16 protein-coding genes are annotated in these 21351 nt (G+C 61.3%); 10 read left to right on the top strand and 6 right to left on the bottom strand.

Annotated elements, in window-relative coordinates; translation table 11 throughout:
* Nucleotides 1–99 precede the first annotated feature (99 nt).
* Together ISP19_RS01060 and ISP19_RS01055 are read right to left on the bottom strand one after the other, a co-directional pair.
* Nucleotides 100–2121, bottom strand: coding sequence for an MGH1-like glycoside hydrolase domain-containing protein (locus tag ISP19_RS01060; protein WP_204678687.1), 2022 nt, complete (start codon nucleotides 2119–2121; stop codon nucleotides 100–102).
* Between the two features lie 65 nt (nucleotides 2122–2186).
* Entirely contained in the window at nucleotides 2187–4751 is a 2565-nt protein-coding gene (locus tag ISP19_RS01055) for a TonB-dependent receptor (RefSeq protein ID WP_204678685.1), read from the bottom strand.
* 517 nt (nucleotides 4752–5268) lie between these two features.
* Between ISP19_RS01055 and ISP19_RS01050 the strand changes: the two genes are divergently transcribed.
* Entirely contained in the window at nucleotides 5269–6003 is a 735-nt protein-coding gene (locus ISP19_RS01050) for a FadR/GntR family transcriptional regulator (RefSeq protein ID WP_204678683.1), read from the top strand.
* A gap of 23 nt (nucleotides 6004–6026) precedes the next feature.
* Here the strand turns inward: ISP19_RS01050 and ISP19_RS01045 are convergent, their stop codons facing one another.
* Nucleotides 6027–7361: an aminotransferase class III-fold pyridoxal phosphate-dependent enzyme gene (locus tag ISP19_RS01045; RefSeq protein ID WP_204678681.1), complete on the bottom strand. Its 1335-nt coding sequence runs from the start codon at nucleotides 7359–7361 to the stop codon at nucleotides 6027–6029.
* On the bottom strand, nucleotides 7354–8373 hold the full coding sequence (locus ISP19_RS01040) for a phosphotransferase (RefSeq protein WP_204678679.1): 1020 nt from the start codon (nucleotides 8371–8373) through the stop codon (nucleotides 7354–7356). The genes ISP19_RS01045 and ISP19_RS01040 overlap by 8 nt, the downstream gene beginning before the upstream one ends.
* Nucleotides 8374–8451: 78 nt before the next feature.
* On the opposite strand from ISP19_RS01040, the gene ISP19_RS01035 reads away from it, so the two are divergent.
* From ISP19_RS01035 to dbpA, 9 genes are all read left to right on the top strand, one after another.
* Nucleotides 8452–10581, top strand: a complete 2130-nt coding sequence (locus ISP19_RS01035) for a beta-galactosidase (protein ID WP_204678670.1) — start codon at nucleotides 8452–8454, stop codon at nucleotides 10579–10581.
* 43 nt (nucleotides 10582–10624) lie between these two features.
* Complete coding sequence (locus tag ISP19_RS01030; RefSeq protein WP_204678668.1) at nucleotides 10625–11566, top strand: 2-dehydro-3-deoxygalactonokinase; 942 nt, start codon at nucleotides 10625–10627, stop codon at nucleotides 11564–11566.
* Nucleotides 11560–12204, top strand: a complete 645-nt coding sequence (locus ISP19_RS01025) for a 2-dehydro-3-deoxy-6-phosphogalactonate aldolase (RefSeq protein ID WP_204678666.1) — start codon at nucleotides 11560–11562, stop codon at nucleotides 12202–12204. The genes ISP19_RS01030 and ISP19_RS01025 overlap by 7 nt, the downstream gene beginning before the upstream one ends.
* Nucleotides 12201–13349: a galactonate dehydratase gene (gene dgoD, locus ISP19_RS01020; RefSeq protein WP_204678664.1), complete on the top strand. Its 1149-nt coding sequence runs from the start codon at nucleotides 12201–12203 to the stop codon at nucleotides 13347–13349. Before ISP19_RS01025 ends, dgoD begins: the two co-directional genes overlap by 4 nt.
* Before the next feature lie 38 nt (nucleotides 13350–13387).
* Nucleotides 13388–14152, top strand: a complete 765-nt coding sequence (locus ISP19_RS01015; RefSeq protein WP_204678662.1) for an SDR family NAD(P)-dependent oxidoreductase — start codon at nucleotides 13388–13390, stop codon at nucleotides 14150–14152.
* The gene (locus ISP19_RS01010) at nucleotides 14149–15051 is read left to right on the top strand and encodes an SMP-30/gluconolactonase/LRE family protein (protein ID WP_239556324.1); all 903 of its coding nucleotides are present in this window, start codon (nucleotides 14149–14151) and stop codon (nucleotides 15049–15051) included. The genes ISP19_RS01015 and ISP19_RS01010 overlap by 4 nt, the downstream gene beginning before the upstream one ends.
* Nucleotides 15052–15121: 70 nt before the next feature.
* Nucleotides 15122–16585, top strand: a complete 1464-nt coding sequence (locus ISP19_RS01005) for a sugar porter family MFS transporter (RefSeq protein WP_204678660.1) — start codon at nucleotides 15122–15124, stop codon at nucleotides 16583–16585.
* 34 nt (nucleotides 16586–16619) lie between these two features.
* A complete protein-coding gene (locus ISP19_RS01000) occupies nucleotides 16620–18110 on the top strand; it encodes an APC family permease (RefSeq protein ID WP_204678658.1) in 1491 nt (496 codons plus the stop codon).
* An 84-nt stretch (nucleotides 18111–18194) separates the two neighbouring features.
* On the top strand, nucleotides 18195–19574 hold the full coding sequence (gene dbpA / locus ISP19_RS00995) for an ATP-dependent RNA helicase DbpA (protein ID WP_204678656.1): 1380 nt from the start codon (nucleotides 18195–18197) through the stop codon (nucleotides 19572–19574).
* 137 nt (nucleotides 19575–19711) lie between these two features.
* Here dbpA and ISP19_RS00990 read toward each other — a convergent pair whose 3' ends face one another.
* Both ISP19_RS00990 and ISP19_RS21535 read right to left on the bottom strand, forming a co-directional pair.
* Nucleotides 19712–20470 carry a sulfite exporter TauE/SafE family protein gene (locus tag ISP19_RS00990; RefSeq protein WP_204678654.1) on the bottom strand — a complete coding sequence of 253 codons (759 nt, stop codon included), beginning with the start codon at nucleotides 20468–20470 and terminating at the stop codon, nucleotides 19712–19714.
* Between the two features lie 189 nt (nucleotides 20471–20659).
* Nucleotides 20660–20968, bottom strand: coding sequence for a DUF3761 domain-containing protein (locus ISP19_RS21535; RefSeq protein WP_204678652.1), 309 nt, complete (start codon nucleotides 20966–20968; stop codon nucleotides 20660–20662).
* Nucleotides 20969–21351 lie beyond the last annotated feature (383 nt).

Raw genomic sequence — 21351 nt, 5'->3', positions numbered from 1 at the left:
AATGCTATTCCGTTCGACTTGCGTTGCGGACCTCGGCAGCGCAATACACCGGGAACTGCCGACTGGCATATCAGCGAGAGATTCCAGCAGCCGCTTGCCCTATTGATGTAGTAGCAACAAATAGCTCGCCGCAGCCCAGCTGAAATTGGCCGACTGGTAACCCTGACCCGTCAGTGGATCATAATTTTCATACATGGGCGCTTGCGCAGTCAGCCCCTTGGCGTTCGACACAAGACGTCGTGCCATGTCATCCGCCTGCGCCGCATAACCGTAACGCCTCAGCGCCTGGACACCGAAGTACGCCTGATCCAGCCACAACGGTCCGCGCCAGTATCCCGTGACGGGCGAAAAGCGCGGGTCGTCACGCGCCAGTGTGGGGAAAGGCATGTAGGTGGCAAATTTATGCGGATCGAGCATGACTCCAACGACGCGTGCGGCCTGTTGCGGACTTGCCACGCCCGCCCACAACGGTGCCCAGCCTTCCGAGCCGTAGACGTGCACAAGATGGCCGTCGCCAAGGTGTGCATCGAAGAAATACCCGCGCTGCGGATCGTACATCCGCGCCTGGATGGCGCCACGCATGGCCGCCGCTTCCTTTAGCCACTGGTGATAGTCAGCGTCCTTGCCGATCACACGGGCGATCTCGGCCAGTTCCAGCTTCTCCTGATAAAGATAGGCATTGAGATCCACCGATGCCTGATCCATCGACCATTCGCCGTTGCCGTTTTTCAACATGGCGGTTGCGTCGAAACGGACCGCATTGTCCATGCCGCTTTCCCACTTGGCCGCGATGAGCGTGCCATCGGTGGAACCGTACTCGACCAAACCATTGTGGTCATGGTCACGCGCGCTGAACCACCAGCGGTGATAGCGCACCAGCTTGTCGTACATCTCGGCGAGAAACGCCTTGTCACCGGTGGCCCGATAGATGGCCAGCGTGGCCCACGTCGCCAAAGGGGGCTTGCTGTCGCGCCAGTTGTCCCCTGCCTTGTCCAGGTAGATGCAGTCGGGAACCATGCCGTCGGCGGTCTGGTAGTCAAACATGGCCCGCATCTGATCCCGCGCCAGTTGCGGCGCGAATAACGCCAGCGCGGCGGCATGCTTCCAGGAGTCCCAGGCCCAGAAGCCATTGAAATCCGGATTGGAGTAGGACGGAATCACCCCATCGTGATGCAGGTCGCCGCGTGCCGCACGCCAGTTGCCGAGCAACGTGATGATGGCTTTGACCGCCACACGCTGTGCTGTGTCATCCGCCAGCCCGGCCAGATGACTCGGTACTACCGATGCAAGATAGCCGGCCCACCGCTTGCGATTGGCCGTCCATGCCGTTTCGTCGTCCACCGCTTGCGGTTGGTCGGTTTGTGGGTTGTACGTCAGCAATTGATCGACGTAGAGAACCACGGTTTGACCGGACTTCAGGTGCAACGGCTGTGTCAGGCTGATCTGGTAGTCATCTCCGCTTACCGATGCACGTTGAGCGGGCGCACCGTCTACGTGCAACGTCGTGCTCAAGATCGACGGCGAGTGCGCGAAACTTTGCTCGACAGCCTCGCCACCGGTCACGGTGGCCGGTACCTCACCGGGCATCGCCTGCCCTTCGATGGCCACATGCAGATCCAGTGCACGGGTCGCCTTCAGCTCGATGCGCGCCAATGCGTGCCATGAGTTGGCAAAGAAAAGAACCTGGTCCACGCTCACTTGGGGGGAAGAAAAATGGCGGACCAGGTAACCGGGAGCGGAGTGGCTTTCCGTCGGCACGAGCGCGATGTTCTGCTGGCTCCCCGTGTCCTGCAGCACCACACGCGCGAAACGCCGGCCCACCCAGCGGCCGTCGCCAAGGCTATGCACGAACGGTCCGATGAAGCCCGTATCGTCGTCACCCAGCGGCGGGAGGCTGTAGCCGTGCCATGCACCGGCGTCGAAAAAGATGTTGAAGCTTCGATCCGTCGGCGAAGCAGGCTTGCCATGCATGTCCAGCACGTCGAGGAAGCGCGCGTCCGGCGCCCCGGCCCGCGCCGGACCGTTCAAACCCAGGACCAGAAATCCTGCGACGATGATTAGGTACTTGAGGCTTGGATGCATGTCGTCATGTTCGGCGATGCCCGCGCTCGTTGCCAGCATTCAGTCGGCCCCTCGCCACACGGGAGAGGGGCCACACCTGGAGGTGACGGCGCAGGCCAGTCACATCAGAACTTGTACTTGGCCTGGAAGTTGACTTCGCGTCCTTCGATGGAACGCGCCAGGATCACGCCGCCGCCGCTGGCGAAACCAAACAGGCGGGCGTTGCCTTCCGTGATGCCGATCTGATTGGTCATGTTGGTGCCACGCAAGGTCAACATCCAGTTCTGGCCGATGTTCGCAATGGCGCCAATGGCCAGATCGTAATAGCTGCCCAACGGCTGCTGTTCGAGCTGGTCGCTGTAGCGGTTGCCAATGTGCTCGTAGGTCACCCAGAACTTCATGCTGCCCCACGTCGTGGGGATCTCGTAAGCCGGCGTCACGCGATACTGCACCTTGGGCTGGCGGTCCAGATCCATGCCGTTGATGCTGCTGCACATGTTGCTGCCGTTCTGGGCCACGTAAGGCACGCAGCTGTCGTAACCGGAATAGTGGCCGTCCATGTAGTCGCCGCTCAACGACACCGTGAAGTGCTTGAACGGGGTGAGCATCACCTGGGTATTCAAGCCCTTGGTGGTGGAGCCATACACCAGGTTGATCTGTCCGGTGTCCAGGGTGATCTCGTACGGTACGCCGTAGAACAGCCTGCGGTACGCGGCAACATCGACATAGATCCACGGCGACTGGTATTTGAAGCCCAGTTCCATGTTGTGGATCTTCTCCACCGGCGTGCTCGGCAGCGGCTGGATGTCGTCGAAAGTTGGCATGAACACGCCGTCGTTCACGCGTGCGTACATGCTCATGTTGTTGTTGAAGGCGTAGTTGGCGCCGATCGTCCACGACGGCGCGCTCTTGGAGTACGACGGATGCTGGAAGCTGTTGATCAGGTATTCCGCATCGTTGTTGTACACCGTGTACGGATTGGCATCCAGGTCACCCGAGGCGGTGTTCTGGAACCAGCCGTTGATATCGAGGTACTGTACGCGCACGCCGCCGTCGAAACGCCAGTTGCCGACGTTCCACGTATCAGCGGCGAACAGCGCCGTTGTCACCGCATGCCATTTTTCATTGAACGCCATCCACGATTGGGGCTGGTTGTTCCAGAACAGGCCCTGGCCGTCGGTGAGCTGGTAGTTGTGCGTGCCGTCGGTCATGTCGACGACGATGGGATTGGGATTGCTCTTGGCCTGCAGCAGCATGTTGAGGCCGTCATCTTCCTGATGGAATTCGGAATACACCGCGGTGTAGTTGCCCAGGGTCAGGGTGTTGCCGTCGAACAGGTCCTTGCTGATGTGGAACTCGTCGCTGACGGACTGGATGCGCTTGTGGATGTATTCGGGGTTCTGAACCGTGACGTTCTGGTTCATGTTGGCGGCCTGGCCATTGGTATAGGTCGCCTTTGCCGTCAGACCGGAAGGCAGGCCGAACGCTGCCGCATCGCTGGAGATGAAGCTGGACAGCGTCATCGGGTTTTCGCCGGTGCTGAAGAACGCGGTGGTGTCCATGTCGCCGGCGACGAAAATGAACTTGTTCGACAAGGACCAGCCGTTGTCGAAGTCCAGATCCAGGTTGCTGCCGAACATGTGCACGTCGCCGCCCTGGCCATTGGCCATGTCGATATTCAACCCGCCCGGCGAACAGCCCGCCGTATAGCAAGGCGTGGTCTGCAGGAACTGGTAACGGTCGGCGTTGCTGCCGAAGGTACCGGTCAGCGGATTGAAGCCCGGATACGGCGAAAACTTGCCCGGCGCCGGATTGAGGATCGGCGTGTCGGTCACGAACTGGTTCTTGTCCTGCAGATCGCGCGCGTAGAACATGATCGACCCGTGTTCCAGGTCGTGGCTCAGCGTCGCCGTAAGCTGGCCGCCCTTGTCCGCCGCGAACTGCGGGTCACGCACGCCGTCGGATTTGCGCCAGAAACCGCCGATGCTCCCGTACCAGCCACTGTCTTTGCCAAACAGCGGGAAGCCGTAGAAACCATCCAGACGCTCCATGCCTTCCGATCCGTAGGTCACGCCCACATCGCCGGTCGGCGTCGAACTGCCCTCTTTGAGGATGAAGTTCGCGATGAGGCCCGGCTGTCCATTGCCGAACAGTACCGACGGGCCACCTTGCACGGTTTCTACGCGATCGATGGTGTCATCGAGGCGGAACATGGCATCCGTGAAGTATTCCCACTGCGGGAACAAGGGCGAACCATTGAGCTGCAAGGTCACGAACGGCGCGCCGCTGTCGGAAGGGAAGCCGGCAACCTCGATATTGGCGCCGGTCTGGCCGCCGGAGGATTCGGGGTAGATACCCGGCGACATCTTCAACAGATCGGCCGTGCTGATCGGGTTGGACTCCTTGATCTGCTCACTGGTGGCGGTGGTGATCGAATAACTGGCGTCGATCTTGCGGATGCCGCCGAAGTTGGTGTTACCGGTGACCACCACCTGATTGAGCGTCGTCGTGTCCTGCTTCGATTCGGCGCCCTGCCCCTTGGCAGGCTTGGCCTTGTTCTGGCTCTGATCGGTGGACGACGTAGCCACAGGCGGTGATGTCGCGTTTTGAGCCTGTGCGACGCCTGCCGCCAACATGGCGCCAATCGCCACTGTGAGTGCCCGTTGGCCGATCTGCTTGCGACTGCTCATGAAGCCTCCTCCCCGAGGTATGACTGGTTTTGCCTGGATTTCCCACAGCAACAGATACCCATCGGACAGGCTTTCCAATGAAGCCGTCCGGCTGTGCTCTGCATTCGAGTCCCGGCCGTATCGCCGGATGGATTTATCCTAACTCAAGAATTTAAATAATACTACAATATTAAAATACTCTTGAAATAACGTTGGGCTAGGATCGAGCGGCATTGCGCCGCTGCAAGTCATACGCATGAATGGTCAGAACTACCCGCGCCGCTACGCCTCCGGTGACGAACAACGGCAAGTGATGCGACTAGCTCGCTGATTTCCCTGATTCCGCCACCCCATTGGACGGCTGTCGCACTCTGGAGCAGTCCATACCTATTCCGGCAGCCGCGAAAAATTCACACAATACGCTTGTATGATAAATAGCGTTGGACGCTGCATCACAGCATCCAGCACCGCGCGAGATTCCTGGACAACTGGCGCGGCACACGAGCCTCACCTTGCCCTGCAGTGGAGAATGTTGAAGATGAGAGCTACGGATGCGCGCAATTTGCACGGCCATGTAGTACGCGAGCTCGGCCGGCGGATTGTCACGGGGGAATTCCGCTCAGGCGATGTGCTGCCACGCGAGGAAGTGCTCGCCGAGAGCATGCAGGTAAGCCGCACGGCGTTACGCGAAGCATTGAAGGTGTTGTCCGCCAAAGGCCTGATTGAGGCGCGCCCGAAAATCGGCACGCGCGTGCGCGCCATGGAATACTGGAACCAGCTCGATGCAGACGTACTGTCATGGCGCTGCATTTCCATGCCTACCGATGACTTCATTGAGAAGCTGGTGGAGATGCGGGAAATCATCGAGCCCGCCGCCGCGGCGGCGGCGGCCCGGCGCCGTACGGCCGCACAACTTGCCAGGATCGACCATGCCTATCGGCAGATGGAGGCGTCGCGCGATTCCGGCGAGTGGGCTGTTGCAGATCTCAGTTTCCACGATGCCGTGTTGCAGGCCACCGGCAACGAGTTGATGACCTCGCTGTTCTCGGTGATCGAAAGCGCCTTGGGCATGTTTTTCGTGCTATCGGCAGAAACGGCCGGCGACTTCAAATACTCCCTGCCCCATCATCACAAGGTGCTTGACGCGATTCGCCGCCAGCAGCCGGATGCCGCGCAAAAAGCCATGAAAAACATGGTTGCCGATTCGCGCGAAAATCTGCAAAAGCGACGCAAAAGCAGTGCCGGAAAGGCCAGCCGGACCCAGCGCAAATAAATCTCCCCGCACGGCGGCCCAAGCTATACCGAGGTCAGGACCTGATCGAGCGTGTCCAGGAATTGCTCGGCGTTAGCCTGGCTAAAGACGATCGGCGGCTTGATCTTCAGCACGTTGTCATCGGGCCCCTCGGTGGAAAGCAGCACATGGCGAGCCTTCATCGCCTCTACCACCGCGCTGGCCGTGGCTTGATCCGGCACGCGGGCATCATGATCCCGCACCAGCTCCACGCCGACGAACAAGCCCTGTCCGCGCACGTCGCCCATACAATCGTGGCGGCGTTGCAAGTTGCGCAGGCCATCCATCAGGAATGCGCCGACACGGCGCGCGTTCTCCTGCAGCTGCTCCTCCGCAATCACGTCGAGCACGGCCAGGCCGATGGCGCAAGACACCGGGTTACCGCCGAAAGTATTGAAATATTCCATGCCCGTGACGAAGCTGCTGGCAATCTCCGGTGTCGTTACCACCGCGCCCATGGGATGACCATTGCCGATCGGCTTGCCCATGGTGACGATATCCGGTACCACGTACTGCCCTTCGAATGCCCAGAAGTGTTCGCCCGCGCGGCCGAAGCCTACTTGCACTTCGTCGGCAAGGCATACGCCGCCGGCCGCACGAACCGCTTCGTAGGCCTCTGGCAGGTAACCATCCGGCAGGACGAGCTGGCCGCCACATCCCATGAGCGATTCGCAATAAAAGGCAGCCGTGGCCATCTCGCGTGCATGCAGATCGGCAATCGCCGGCTGTAATAGCTGGCCAAATTGCCGCCCGGCTTCAGGGCCTTCGCGGAACACACCGCGATACGTATCGGGCATGGCTACCACACCCACATGCGCGGACGGCCCTTCACCGCCCTTCCCGTTGAACTTGTACGGACTGAGTTCGATCATCGACGGCGAATGACCGTGGTAGGCGTGATCCACCACGATCACACCGCGCGCTTTCGTATGCGCTCGCGCCAGGCGCAACGCAAGGTCGTTGGCTTCCGTGCCGGAGTTGGTGAGGAACACCACCGACAAAGGCACCGGCAAGGTGGCGGTCAGGCGCAATGCATATTCGACGATATTGTCGTGCAGATAACGGGTATTGGTGTTGAGCCTGGCCATCTGCGTTTGCCCGGCCTCGACCACGCGTGGATGGCAATGGCCGACATGACAGACGTTGTTGACCATGTCCAGGTAAGCCTGACCATGCTGGTCATAGAGCCAGACGCCCTCGCCGCGCACAATCTTCAGCGGCTCCCGGTATGAAACGCTCAACGTCGGATTCAGCCATTGGCGACGCAACTTGAGGATCTCGTCGTTGCTTCGCTGCGGCACGCTGTCCAGGACGGGGCGAAGGGCGCGAGTGTCAATCATGGCGTGACTCCAAAAAGGGCCTGACAATGGCATGACGATCGATGCCGGCCAGATGCCGCAACAAAGCGCGGACACCTTGCTGCGACACCAGGATGAATGAATTATCGGGTGCTTCCCGATGCGCCCGGGTCGCCATCAGCACGCTATGGCACAGGCGCGCGAGTATGAAGGTTTGCAACTGCTCCAGCTCCGTGCGCAGGAGTGGACATTGCGCCAGATAGCCCTGCACGATGGTGCGTGCGCAGGCCACCGGATCAGTCTCGTACTGCATGGCGTACACGCAGGCGATGGCGAGGTCGGCCAGGCGGAAACTGGTGCACATGTCACCGAAATCAATCACGGCGTTGACGCGCGGGCCGCCCTCGTCAAGGATCACAATCACATTCAGATCGTTGGCGTCGTTGTGCAGCACGGCGATCGGCAAGCGCTCGTGCCACAAGGGCAACTGCTCGCAGAATGCATCCACGTTCGCTTGCACCACGGCACGCAGCGCGCCGTCATCGATGTGCGCCACCTCATGACGCAAGGTCGGCAGGCGCATCAGATTCCAGTCGTGCTGGCGGTCGGCCGCAGGATGATGAAAATCCTGCAACCCACGCGTAAGACGACCCACTGCACCCCCCAGGCTCTCGTGCAAGGCGGTGCGTTGTGCGGGCATCAAGGAGCCAATCACATCGGCATACGTGCGGCCCGGCACGAAGCTCAATACGCGCACCTGACGGATCTGCCCCGCGACCGGGAAGGTCAGCAGATGCTGGCCGTTGATCGCGTGCAGCGCCTGCGGCCAGGACAATGCGGGTTCGCGCTCGGCCAGGGTCATCATCGCCTGGTTTTCCAGATCCAGATCCATGCGCGACCACGACGGATTGGCCACTTTCAACACGTAATCGCCCGTCTCGCTGCGAATGCGGAAATTCTGGTCGGCGTAGGACGGCAATTCGCTGACATCACCGCGGATACGCCAATACCAATCGGCCAGCTGCGAAGCCTCAAAAGGAGTCAGAGCATCCATAGGATCGGGCGGGAACAATATTGCAGGGAACCTAATTGTAGTATAAGTTGACATTTAAATCTGCCAGAGGCGTCACCTATGTTTCGGCCCTTGCTCGCGGCGCTAATGACGGTTGCCGTGATGACCACTGCCACCGCCTTTCCGGTCGACATGGGCGGGCCGCATCCAGCTCCGTTACGAGGCGCCGCGTTACTGCATCAGTCCGAGCCGATGAGCTTTGGCGTGTTCTATTACCCCATGCAATGGCCGCGCAGTCAGTGGCAGCGCGACTTCGAAGGCATGCACAAGCTCGGCTTCGAATTCACGCACATGGCCGAATTCGACTGGACGTACCTGGAGCCGGAAGAAGGCCACTTTGATTTCACCTGGCTGGATCACGCCATCGACCTGGCCAGCAAGGCTGGATTGCGCGTCATACTCGGCACCCCCTCGGCGGCCCCACCCAGCTGGATGGACGAACGCTATCCGGAGGTCTATCGGGTGGACGAACACGGCCAGCGCCACGAACACGGCATCCGCGCGGAAGTCTCGCTGGCCAACCCCAAGTACGAGGCATTCGTGGCGCGCCTGGTGACCGCCATGGCTCAGCACTACGGCCACGATCCGCGCGTGTGGGGTTGGCAGGTGGATAACGAGCCCAGCACATTCCTCGATTACAGCGATAGCGCACGGGCCGCCTTTCAATCCTGGCTGCAAAAGAAATACGGCACGATCGACGCGATGAACACGGCATGGGCCGGCTCGTTCTGGAGCACCCGCTACGGCAGTTTCAAGCAAGTACATATCCCCAACGCCACGCTGGCTGCCGAAGACAAGCTAAGCCCGCACGCGCTGCTCGATTTCGCACGCTTCCAGGCCGACACCACGGCGGACTTTCTCGATGCGCAGGCGGCCATCATCAAGAAATACGCGCGTCCAGGGCAATGGGTGACCACCAACTACACCAATGTCAGCACGGCTACCGATCCCCGGCGCAGCCACGGCCTGGACTTTCCCAGCTTCACGCTTTACCCGGTGGCCGGCGCGAACATCCTGGGCGGCGATAGCTACGCCATCGGCAAGCCTGCCAACCTGATGGAAGCAGCCTCGTATTTCCGCTCCATCAACGGCACGTTCGGCGTGATGGAATTGCAGCCCGGCCAGGTCAACTGGGGCGAGATCAATCCGCAGCCGATGCCGGGCGCCGTCAGCATGTGGATGTGGCATGCATTCGCTTCCGGCGCGTCCTTCATCAGCACGTATCGCTATCGCCATCCCTTGCGCGGCAGCGAGATGTATCACGAGGGCATCATCGGCACTGACGGTGTAACGCCGTCGCGTACCGGGCGCGAGTTTGTCGATGCGTTACACGAGATCAAGGCGCTTGAGCCACAGCTCAACGACAAGGCGCCGCTGCCGCCGAAACTCGCCGCACGCTACACCGCCTATTTATGGAGCCAGGACGTTTTCTGGGATCTGGAGATCCAGCCGCAAACCACCTTGTGGAACAGCTGGGCGTACCGCAATACATACACGTTGGCGGTGAAGAGCACCGGCGCGCCGATGGATTTCATCGCCGAAGACGACGACTTCAACCGTTATCCATTCCTGATCGCACCTGCGTATCAGTTAGTCAGCCAGGCCTTGGCGGACAAGTGGCGACGCTACGTCGAGCAAGGCGGCCACCTGATCCTGACCAGCCGTACCGGCCAGAAGAACGCACAAGGTCAGTTTCATGAAGGTCCGTGGTCGGCGCCGATCCTCGATCTGATCGGCGATGACGTCGACGGCTTCGACATGTTGCCGCCAAGCGCCGACGGCACGGTGAAGGCCAACGGCAAGACGTATACCTGGCATCGCTGGGCCGACATTCTCACACCACATCCCGGCACCACCGTGCTCGCTACGTATGCCAATCATTACTACGCCGGCAAGGCCGCCGCGACCACCCGGCAACTTGGCAAAGGCACCGTCACCATGATTGGCGTATCCACCGATGACGGCGAACTCGAACGCGAGATCGTGCGCAGCGTCTACCAACGCTCTGGCGTGGCGATCGAGGATCTGCCAACCGGTGTATTTCTCGACTGGCGCGGCGGCTTCTATGTCATGGTCAATTACAACCCGCAGCCGTTCTCACCCACCCTCCCCGCCGCCGCAACCATCGTGCATGGCCATACGCCACTGGCTCCGGCGCAGGCGCTGGTCTGGAAGGACGCTTCGCCGTGATACTCAGCCTTCACGCAGCATCACATCAGGAGCATCCGCGCGCATGAGTGGCATGATCGCACTCGACTGGGGCACGACCAGCCTGCGTGCCTACTGGCTGGAGGCAGGCAGCATCCGCGAATCGCGGGCGCATCCCTGGGGCGTCCGCCAGCTACCGGAGGGCGGCTTCAACGGCGCCTTGGCCGATATCACCGCGGGATGGCCCAGGTTGCCGCGACTGGCCTGCGGCATGGTCGGCAGTCGCCAGGGATGGCGGGAAGTGCCGTATCTGGATCTACCCGCGACGATGACCCAGCTTGGCCGAAGCCTTCACAGCGTACGCGCGGATGATGGCCTGGATGTGCACATCGTGTGTGGCTTGCGCAATCCGCGCGATCCGGATGTGATGCGCGGCGAAGAGACCCAGTTGATGGGCGCTCTGGCACGGTGGCCTTTGCTGGCGGCGCAATCCACCTGGATACTGCCCGGCACGCACAGCAAATGGGTAAGCGTGCGCGACGGCGCGGTGACCGACTTCTGCACGCTGATGACCGGTGAACTGTTTGCCTTGCTGCAACAGCATTCGATTCTTGCAGTGAACGTCCCCGGTGTGGAGGCCGATCCGGATGCCTTCGCACGCGGCGTCATCGCCGCGCGCGACAGCGGCGCCGCGGGCGCGCTCAGCCGGTTGTTCTGCGCGCGTGCACTGATGCTCGACAACGCGCTGGCGCCTACCGGCGTACCCCACTATCTCTCGGGTCTGCTGATCGGCGAGGAACTGCGCTCCGCGTTGGCCACCCGACGCTTCTGCCACAAAACTCCCATCCAGTTGATCGGCGACGCTGCGCTATGCGCGCGCTATCGTTCCGCGGCAGCGCATTTTGATCTTGAGTTGGCTGAGCCGGTCATCGACGCCGCTGCGTACGGCCTGTGGCAGATTGCCTGTCACGCGCAATGGGTCGACGCGGGTTCATCTGATGTTTTCATGGGAACACCTGCATGCTGACGCCCTGGCTCGATCCCCTGCCGCTGGTAGCCATCCTGCGCGGCATCCATCCCGATGAAGCGGTGGCCGTCGGCGCGGCGCTGGCTTCATCCGGTTTTCGCGTACTGGAAGTGCCGCTCAATTCGCCACAGCCGCTGGAAAGCATTCGCCGCCTGGCGCAGTCTCTCGGCCCTACGTTCCTGGTTGGCGCCGGTACCGTAATGACACCTGCGCAAGTGCACGATGTCGCTGCCGCCGGCGGCCGATTGATCGTTATGCCGCATGCGGACGTCAGCGTGATTCGCGCTGCCAAAACGATGGGCCTGATATGCGTACCGGGCGTCGCGACGCCGACCGAGGCTTTTGCCGCGCTGACTGCCGGCGCCGATGGACTGAAGCTGTTTCCCGCCGAACAGGTAACGCCCGAAGGGCTCAAGGCCTGGCGCGCGGTGTTGCCGAAAGACCTGCCCGTACTGCCGGTCGGCGGCATCACGCCCGAGACCATGGCGCGCTGGGTCAACGTCGGCGCGCGTGGATTTGGCATCGGCTCGGCGCTGTACGCGCCCGGGCTCGATGCCGCAGAAATCGCCCGTCGCGGCCATGCCTTTGCACAGGCATGGACCGCCATCTCCAAAAATGCCAAGGAACACCGTGCATGAAAATCACCCGACTCACCACTTTCCTGGTGCCGCCGCGCTGGCTGTTTCTGCGCATCGACACCGATGCCGGCATCAGCGGCTGGGGCGAGCCGGTGGTGGAAGGCCGCGCGCAAACCGTCGCAGCAGCCGTGGACGAACTTGCCGACTACCTGATCGGCAAGGATCCGCGCCACATCGAAGACCTGTGGAACGTGATGTATCGCGGTGGTTTCTATCGCGGCGGTCCGATCCTGATGAGTGCCATCGCCGGCATCGACCAGGCGTTGTGGGATATCAAGGGCAAGCATCATGGTGTGCCGGTGCATGAACTGCTCGGTGGACCTGTGCGTCAACGCATCCGTGTGTATTCGTGGATCGGCGGCGACCGCCCCGCGGATACCGCACAGGCAGCCAAAGCCGCCGTGGAGCGTGGCTTTACCGCCGTCAAGATGAATGGCACCGAAGAGATGCATTTCGTCGATAGTTACGCCAAGGTCGATCGTGTGCTGGAAAACGTGCAAGCCGTGCGCGATGCGGTCGGTCCGCACATCGGCCTGGGCGTCGATTTCCACGGTCGGGTGCACAAGCCGATGGCCAAGGTACTGATGCGCGAATTGGCGCCTTACAACTTGATGTTTATCGAAGAGCCGATCCTCTCCGAGCATCTGGAGGCCATTCCTGAGCTGGCCGCGATCGGCGCCGCACCGATCGCGCTGGGGGAACGACTCTATACGCGCTACGACTTCAAGCGTGTCCTGCAAACGGGCGGTGTGGACATTATCCAGCCGGATCCGTCGCACGCTGGCGGCATCACCGAAACCCGCAAGATCGCCGCCATGGCGGAAGCCTATGACGTGGCACTGGCCCTGCACTGCCCACTCGGGCCGATCGCACTGGCTGCGAACCTGCAGCTCGATGCGGTGTGCCACAACGCCTTCATCCAGGAACAAGGATTGGGCATCCATTACAACGCCGGCAATGATCTGCTGGACTATGTCACCGACCGCGAAGTGTTCGCCTACGAAAGCGGTTATGTGACCATTCCCGGCGGGGCGGGCCTCGGCATCGAGATCAACGAAGCCTACGTTACCGAACGCGCCCAGGTCGGGCACCGTTGGCGCAACCCGCTATGGCGCCACGACGACGGCAGCGTGGCGGAATGGTAGGCATGACTGCTGTTTCCCGGTCCGATTGGAGCCCGCTGATGTCTTCGTACGCAACCTATCCCAGCCTGGTCGACCGCAGTGTACTCATCACGGGTGGAGGCAGCGGCATCGGCGCGGCGTTTGTCGACCATTTTGCCCGCCAGGGCGCGCGCGTGGCGTTTTTCGATGTGGACGATGCCAGCGCCGTAACGCTATGCGCATCGCTGTCCGATGTGCGATATGCGCCGCATTATCTGCATTGTGATCTCACCGATCTGCAGGCACTGCAAAACGCCATCGCCGAAGCACGACGAACGATCGGACCGATTGCGGTATTGATCAACAACGCCGCCAACGACGTGCGCCATGCGCTCGCCGATGTGGATGCCGCGACGTTCGAGCGCAATGTGGCGGTGAACCTGCGTCATCAGGTCTTCGCGACCCAGGCGGTCATTCCGGACATGCAACTGCTTGGCGGTGGCTCGATCATCTGCCTGGGCTCCACCGGCTGGATGAAAAAGAACGCAGACTATCCGCTGTATGCGATGGCCAAGGCCGCCGTGCACGGTTTCGTCAATGGCATGGCCCGCGAGCTCGGCAAGCAGCACATTCGGATCAACAGCCTCGTGCCGGGTTGGGTGATCACCGAGAAGCAGGCGCGTCTGTGGCTGGACGACGCCGGACGCGAAGAGATCGCGCGTTTTCAATGCCTGCCCGGCTTCCTGCTGGCCGAGGATCTGGCACGCGCGGCCCTGTTCCTCGCCGCCGACGACAGTCGCATGTGCACGGGGCAGGATTTCATCGTGGATGGCGGCTGGGTATGACGGCGCCGACAGGCCTGGCGCCGATGGAGGTGCTGCTCGATGCACGGGACATGCTAGGCGAAGGCATCGTGTGGTGCGAACGCGCCCAGGCGCTTTACTGGACCGACATCCAGCGCGCCACACTGTTCCGCCTTCATCCTGCAGACGGACAACTGGCGCAGTGGCCCATGCCCGAGCGGCTGGCTTCGTTCGCGCTGTGCGAATCCGACGAATGGCTGCTGTTGGCGCTTGCCTCGCGGCTGGCTTTTTTCCGCCTGGCAGACGGCCACCTGCAGACACTTCATGCGGTCGAACCGGATCTGCCTACGCGCTGCAACGACGGCGCCTGTGACCGGCAGGGACGCTTCGTGTTTGGCACCCTGCACGAACCCGCCGAAGGTAGCAAACAGCGCCTGGGCGGTTTCTGGCGTCTGCATGCCGACCTGCGCCTGGAACGGCTCGCGCTGCCGAACGTTGCGATCAGCAACAGCATCGCCTTCAGTCCTACGGGCGACACGATGTATTTCTGCGATTCCTTGTCGCGCCGTATCCAGCAATGCTCGTATGGCGACGCGCTGGGCCCGCCGTGCCTGTTTGCGGACCTGGGCGATGTCACGGGCGAGCCAGATGGCTCCTGCGTCGATGCCGAAGGTTCGCTGTGGAACGCCCAATGGGGCATGGCACGTATTGCGCGTTATGCGCCGGATGGTTCGCTGCGTGAGTGCCTGCCCGTGCCCACGCAGCAGCCGACCCGGCCCGTCTTCGGCGGTGCACGCCTCGACACCCTGTACGTCACCAGCGCACGAACCGGGCTGTCGCCGCAGCAGCTGCATGCCGATCGCTACGCCGGCGCACTCTTCCATGCAACGATGCCGGTGCACGGCCTGCCGGAGCCGCGTTTTCTCGGCAGGCCGCCCTGAGCATGAAACGCGTCGTGATCCCTTCTCCGCCTACCATCCATCGCGCTTAGCCGCCTGCAGGATCGTCCTCATGAATGCTGTTGCGACACCTTCGACCAAGCACTCCCGCGCCACGGCTGTATTCACGTGCATCCTGGCTGCACTGGCGGGTCTGATGTTCGGGCTGGATATCGGCGTGATCTCCGGTGCAACCCAGTTCATCCAGGCCGGCTTCCATATTTCCGACCACACCATCGAGTGGATTGTCAGCGCAATGATGTTCGGCGCGGCGGTCGGGGCGCTGGGTGCGTCGTGGATGTCGGCCATGCTCGGGCGCAAACGGTCGTTGATGCTTGGCGCGGCGTTGTTCGTCGTCGGATCGCTGCTGTGCGGCGCCGCCTGGTCGCCGCAGGCCCTGATCACGGCACGCCTTATCCTGGGGCTGGCGATCGGCATCGCCACCTTCAATGCGCCGCTCTATCTGGCCGAAGTCGCCCCCGAAAGCATTCGTGGCGCGATGATCTCGCTCTACCAGCTGATGATCACCATCGGCATCCTGGTGGCGTTTCTCTCCGACACGGCCTTCAGCTACAGCGGCAACTGGCGATGGATGCTCGGCATCATTGCGATTCCCGGCGCGCTGTTCCTGCTGGGTGTCAGCGTGTTGCCGGACAGTCCACGCTGGCTGATGATGCGCGGCCGTACGGCGCAGGCCGCAGACGTCTTGCATCGCCTGCGCGGCGATGAAGGCGTGGCAAAGCGCGAAATGGCTGACATTGCCGAACAGCTCAAGACCCCGCAGCGTGGCTGGCATCTGTTCCAGGAAAACACCCATTTTCGCCGTTCGGTCGGACTCGGCATGTTGCTGCAGCTGATGCAGCAGTTCACCGGCATGAACGTGGTGATGTACTACGCACCGCGCATCTTCCAGAACATGGGCTACGACACGCACGCGCAATTGTGGTTCACCGCCATCGTAGGGCTGACCAACGTGCTCGCCACCTTTATCGCGATTGGACTGGTCGACAAGCTCGGCCGCAAGCCCATCCTCTACATCGGCTTTGCCGTGATGGCGATCGGGCTGGGCGTGGTCGGCAGCATGATGCGTGCTGGCATTGCTTCGCACGCCGAGCAGATGTTTACCGTAGCGATGCTGCTGATCTTCATTGTCGGCTTTGCGATGTCGGCCGGTCCGCTGATCTGGACGCTGTGCTCGGAAGTGCAACCGCTGAAAGGACGCGATTTCGGCATCGGCTGCTCGACCGTAACGAACTGGGTTGCCAACATGATCGTCGGCGCCACCTTCCTCAGTCTGCTCAACAGCGTCGGCAACGCAGCCACGTTCTGGCTCTACGCGGTGCTCAACCTGCTGTTCATTGCGCTCACCCTCTGGCTGGTGCCGGAAACCAAGGGCGCGACGCTCGAGCAGATCGAGCGTAATCTGATGGCGGGCCTTCCCTTGCGCCGGATTGGCGATCATCCTGCGCAGGCGCACACCCATGGCTCCCGTGAACTCGGCGCGCGGAACATTCGCCAGGAAGATGCCGTGTCCTGATCGCGCAATCACCTCGCCCAGGGAAGCGTAGACGATGGCAACGACATCCACCGCAGAACACTCCACGACCTTGCGTCGCGTGCTCGGCACGTGGGACCTGGTGCTCTTCAACATCGCTGCGATCGTCGCGTTGCGCTGGCTGTCGGTGGCAGCCCAGGTCGGCCCTTCCAGCATGGTGCTGTGGCTGCTCGGCCTGCTCGGCTTCTTTCTTCCGCTGGCTTTGGCGGTACTCGACCTGAGTTCGCGCGTGCCTGGCGAAGGGGGTCTTTATCTCTGGTCCAAAACGGCCTTCGGTGGCGTGCACGGGTTTATCACCGGGTGGACATACTGGGTTTCCAATCTGACCTACTTCCCGTCCATGCTGCTCTTCAGCGCGGGGATCTTTTTGCATGTCGGTGGTCCGCACTGGCTGTCGCACGCAAGTGATGGCCGCTACAACCTGAGCTATTCCCTGCTGGTGTTGTGGGCGGCGACCTTACTCAGCATTCTCGGCCTGCAGCGAGCGAAGTGGCTGCAGAACATCGGCGGCGCCGCCACCTGGTCGGCGGGTGCACTGATCCTGATCGCCGGTGCGGTCGCCCTGTACCGCTTCGGCCCGGCCACACGCATCACCACCGCCAACGTGATGCCTGATTTCAGCAAGCTCGCCACGTTTTCCACCTTTGCAACGATCGCACTGGCTTTCCAGGGACTGGAGCTGGGACCGATCCTCGGCGGAGAGATCCGTGATCCGAAGCGGCAGATTCCACGCGCGACACTGATTTCATGCGTGGTGATTGCGGCGATCTACATCGCCGGTACCGCGTCGCTGCTGATCGCCTTGCCCGCCTCGACGATCGACGTCATCGGTGGTATTCCACAGGCGCTGGCGGCCATCGGCGACCGCATCGGTTTGCCCGCCTTCGGCCCCTTGACCGCTGCGCTGGTGACGCTGGGTTCCATCGGTACCGTGGCCGCGTGGGTCACGGGCACGGCGCGCCTTCCCTTCGTCGTGGGCGTGGACCGCTACCTGCCCGCGGCGCTGGGGCGATTGCATCCGCGCTACGGCACGCCGCATGTCGCACTGATGATCCAGGGCGTGCTGACGTCCTTGATGCTGATGGCCGCGCTATCCGGTTCGACCATCCATGAGGCCTATATCATCCTCATCGACATGACGGTGATCATGTCGCTGCTGCCACTGCTCTACATCATGCTGGCATTCCCCGTGCTGCGCCGTCGCGGCGCGGGCCCCGGCGAAGGCGCCAAGCGGTCGCAGATCGGCATGATCGGATGCTGGATCACCGGACTCACCGGCTTCGCAGTCACGCTGCTGGCCATCGTCACCTCCATGATTCCACCCGAGGGTGACAACCATCCAGGATTATTCCTGCTGAAGGTGGTAGGTGGCTCTGCATTGCTTATCGGCATCGGGCTCACGCTCTACCGTTTCCAGTCATCTGCGCACTCGGAAACCTTTCAAACCGAACGCCGCAAGCATCCCCTCCCTGACGGTCAAGGGTCTTCGACGAAAGGATCTTCCTGACCGCGGAAACACGCATGAGGGGGTTGAGGATATGCCTCATCCATCCCACATCGCGCGCGCGAGGCCCGCATGCGATCATACGGCATGACTGCCTTCAACACGCTTGACTTAAAACCCCCTTTGCTCGCGAGCCTCGAAACGCTCGGCTATAGCGAGATGACGCCCATCCAGGCGCAAAGCCTTCCAGCCATGCTGGAGGGACGCGACGTGATCGCCCAGGCGCAGACCGGCAGCGGCAAGACCGCAGCATTCGGGCTGAGCCTGCTGCAATCGCTGAGCGTGGAAACGATCCGCCTGCAGGTACTGGTGCTTTGCCCGACGCGCGAGCTGGCCGATCAGGTAAGCAAAGCCATCCGCAAGCTCGCCGCGAACATCCCCAACGTCAAGCTGCTGACCTTGTGCGGCGGCATGCCCTTGGGGCCGCAATTGGCCTCGCTGACGCATGATCCGCACATCGTCGTCGGCACACCCGGCCGCGTGCAGGAGCATTTGAAGCGTGGCAGCCTGCATGGCGGCGGCATCAAGGTGCTGGTGCTGGACGAGGCCGACCGCATGCTGGACATGGGTTTCAGCGAGGCCATCGATGACATCGTCGGGCGCATCGCCAAGCATCATCAAACACTGCTGTTTTCGGCGACCTATCCGGACGATATCCGCGAAGTGAGCAAGCGCGTGCAGCGCAACCCGGTCGAGATCATCGTGGAAGCGCCGGCCGATACAAAGCCCGCGATCGAACAGCAGTTCATCGAGGTTGATCCGGCCCACAAACTCGACGCGCTGGCCCAACTCCTTACCGGCGAGCGCGGCCAGCACGCGCTGGTGTTCTGCAATATGCGACGCGACGTGGACGCCGTAGCGGACGAATTGGATCGCCGTGGCTTTTCCGCGCTGGCCTTGCATGGCGACATGGAACAACGCGATCGCGATGAAGTGCTGGTGCAGTTTGCAAACCGCAGTTGCGCCGTACTGGTGGCGACCGACGTGGCAGCACGCGGGCTAGACATCACCGCCCTGCCGCTGGTGATCAGCTACGACATCGCCCACGATCCCGATACACATGTCCATCGCGTCGGCCGCACCGGACGCGCCGGGCAAACCGGGCTTGCGATCGCGCTATGCACCCCGCGCGAAAAGCCGAAAGCCGGGAACATCGAAGAGGCGCTGGGCAGACCGCTGCCCTGGCACCCGCTGAAACTTTCGCCGCCGCGTGGCAAAACACTGAATCTGGCGCCGATGAAAACGCTGGTGATCGACGCCGGTCGCCAGGACAAGCTGCGACCCGGAGACATTCTCGGTGCATTGACCGGCGATGCCGGCCTCAAGGCGGACGACGTCGGCAAGATCGACGTCTTCGCTACACGTGCCTACGTCGCAGTCAGCCGGGCGCTGGCGAACAAAGCACTGGAACGCCTGCGTGCCGGCAAGATCAAAGGGCGTAATTTTCGAGTCCGCCCCCTGCACTAACGCAGATGCCACCCAACCAACAAAACAAACGCCCGGCAGAAAATGCCGGGCTTTTTTTTGTATTGGCGAGAGTTCATCTATTGCACTCGGCCGACATGCTTGCCCGGCCAAAATCAAGTCAACCCGGCAAAGGACCACTAACTGGTCACAAACAGGCCTATTGTCAGCGCAACACCAATACAGACGATGGCGATGCGCAGCACATTCTCGTTGATTCGGTGCAATAAATGCGCACCAATCTGGCCGCCAAAGATTGCAGGGACCGCCACACATGCGATCTGCAACCACGGAAGAACACGTGCCTCAACCAGGAAGATCAATACCGCCGAGGCATTCATCACGGCCGCCAACACGTTCTTGGTCGCGCCGGCCGTGCGCACGCCAAGACCCGCCGCGGTAAGAGCCGCCAGCATAAGAATGCCGATGCCGCCGCCAAAGTAACCGCCATAAATGGCGATGCAGAACTGCATAAACACGGCAACACGTCGGTCTAGAGATGGGTTCGTGCCGTTATCAGCTGGTTTCCTAAAAAAGCTGCCCCAGGCAAATACAACCGTCGCGAACAGCACCAGAAACGGCACAAGCCGGGTAAATACGCTAACCGGCGTCACAAGCAGCAAAACGGCCCCTAATGCACCACCGATCAGGCTGATCCAAAACAGCATGCGGAACGATAGGCCTTCTGCACCGGCAACATTTTTTCGGCCGGCCAGCCCAGTAGTCACCTGGCCGGGGAACAACGCGATGGTGGAAGCAATATTCGCCGCGCGGGGGTCAAGGCCAGCGACCAGCAGTGCAGGGAAAGTAAGGAAGGATCCCCCACCGGCCAGCGCGTTTTGCACTCCCGCAGCGAACGACGCAAGCACCAGTATCATCCAGGACCATGTCAGGTGCATAGGAGCCATCTACTCAGGGCACATCAGTGCCACATGTTGCACGCGATCTTGATGGGTCGCAAGGAGGCTCTAATGTCTATCGATAAACAATTCCACATTACGGCGGCGCATCGCGTTATAGCGATAAGAGTCGGACCATAGGTTGACAACTGGTCGCAGCCATACATCCCTTTTGGCTAAAGGATCAGCTTATTTGAGCCACTCCGACACACCGCCGTGATGCGAGCAGGTGCCGCTATGGTGCAGACTAAAACTGTAACTTCCATCCCGGCATCGCGCAGAAGCACCAGATGGAGCGGCTCCGGAGACGGTATGGGCCGGACTGTGCACCACCACGCCATCTCGATTCACGTAACTCCCCTGTTCGATTAACTGGGTTGAGCCATTAGTGACGCTCTGCGTCCCTTGTGGCGAGCCTCCAGGTTGGGCCTGCTGGCCTGCAGCCGTAGCGCCAACCCCTAGCGCCAACAATAAAAATAGGCAAATCCACGTCCGCATAATTCCCCCGATGTCATTCGTATCGAGGAAACTTGAAGCAAGAGATTTGCCATCCTTCCTATCCCGGCAATCTGATTGACGACGCCACCCTATATCCCCTTTCCCATGAAGTCTTAGCTATCCCGTCATGGACTCGAACGCGCTGCCCATGCCTGTGATACGTCGATAATGTGCTGAAACGCAGCCGCACGCTTATGCAATATCCGGCGCAACCGCCACGTGATACCTACATAGCCGCTATATAATCGAAAGCTTAAACAACCTCACATACTTGATCGCCGCTGCTAGCAAATGACTAACGCGCATTTCACCGACTTCATGTCATAACCCAATACTCAAGCATCGCTGCCGCCTCGCTGCGAACCATTCGTCGTTCGATCGAT

Origin of the sequence: Dyella flava (genome assembly GCF_016904955.1) — a bacterium.
In the GTDB taxonomy this organism is placed as follows: Bacteria; Pseudomonadota; Gammaproteobacteria; order Xanthomonadales; family Rhodanobacteraceae; genus Dyella_B; species Dyella_B flava.
Note: the sequence above shows the minus strand (reverse complement) of the source record. Positions and strands in the feature narration are given on the sequence as shown.

Coding starts and splice junctions, on each gene's coding strand:
- dbpA (WP_204678656.1), top strand. CDS start 18,195: ATGACTGCCTTCAACACGCTTGACTTAAAACCCCCTTTGCTCGCGAGC.
- ISP19_RS21535 (WP_204678652.1), bottom strand. CDS start 20,968: ATGCGGACGTGGATTTGCCTATTTTTATTGTTGGCGCTAGGGGTTGGC.
- ISP19_RS01055 (WP_204678685.1), bottom strand. CDS start 4,751: ATGAGCAGTCGCAAGCAGATCGGCCAACGGGCACTCACAGTGGCGATT.
- ISP19_RS01050 (WP_204678683.1), top strand. CDS start 5,269: ATGAGAGCTACGGATGCGCGCAATTTGCACGGCCATGTAGTACGCGAG.
- ISP19_RS01030 (WP_204678668.1), top strand. CDS start 10,625: ATGAGTGGCATGATCGCACTCGACTGGGGCACGACCAGCCTGCGTGCC.
- ISP19_RS01015 (WP_204678662.1), top strand. CDS start 13,388: ATGTCTTCGTACGCAACCTATCCCAGCCTGGTCGACCGCAGTGTACTC.
- ISP19_RS01000 (WP_204678658.1), top strand. CDS start 16,620: ATGGCAACGACATCCACCGCAGAACACTCCACGACCTTGCGTCGCGTG.
- ISP19_RS01040 (WP_204678679.1), bottom strand. CDS start 8,373: ATGGATGCTCTGACTCCTTTTGAGGCTTCGCAGCTGGCCGATTGGTAT.
- ISP19_RS01060 (WP_204678687.1), bottom strand. CDS start 2,121: ATGCTGGCAACGAGCGCGGGCATCGCCGAACATGACGACATGCATCCA.
- ISP19_RS01045 (WP_204678681.1), bottom strand. CDS start 7,361: ATGATTGACACTCGCGCCCTTCGCCCCGTCCTGGACAGCGTGCCGCAG.
- ISP19_RS01035 (WP_204678670.1), top strand. CDS start 8,452: ATGTTTCGGCCCTTGCTCGCGGCGCTAATGACGGTTGCCGTGATGACC.
- ISP19_RS01010 (WP_239556324.1), top strand. CDS start 14,149: ATGACGGCGCCGACAGGCCTGGCGCCGATGGAGGTGCTGCTCGATGCA.
- ISP19_RS01025 (WP_204678666.1), top strand. CDS start 11,560: ATGCTGACGCCCTGGCTCGATCCCCTGCCGCTGGTAGCCATCCTGCGC.
- ISP19_RS00990 (WP_204678654.1), bottom strand. CDS start 20,470: ATGCACCTGACATGGTCCTGGATGATACTGGTGCTTGCGTCGTTCGCT.
- ISP19_RS01005 (WP_204678660.1), top strand. CDS start 15,122: ATGAATGCTGTTGCGACACCTTCGACCAAGCACTCCCGCGCCACGGCT.
- dgoD (WP_204678664.1), top strand. CDS start 12,201: ATGAAAATCACCCGACTCACCACTTTCCTGGTGCCGCCGCGCTGGCTG.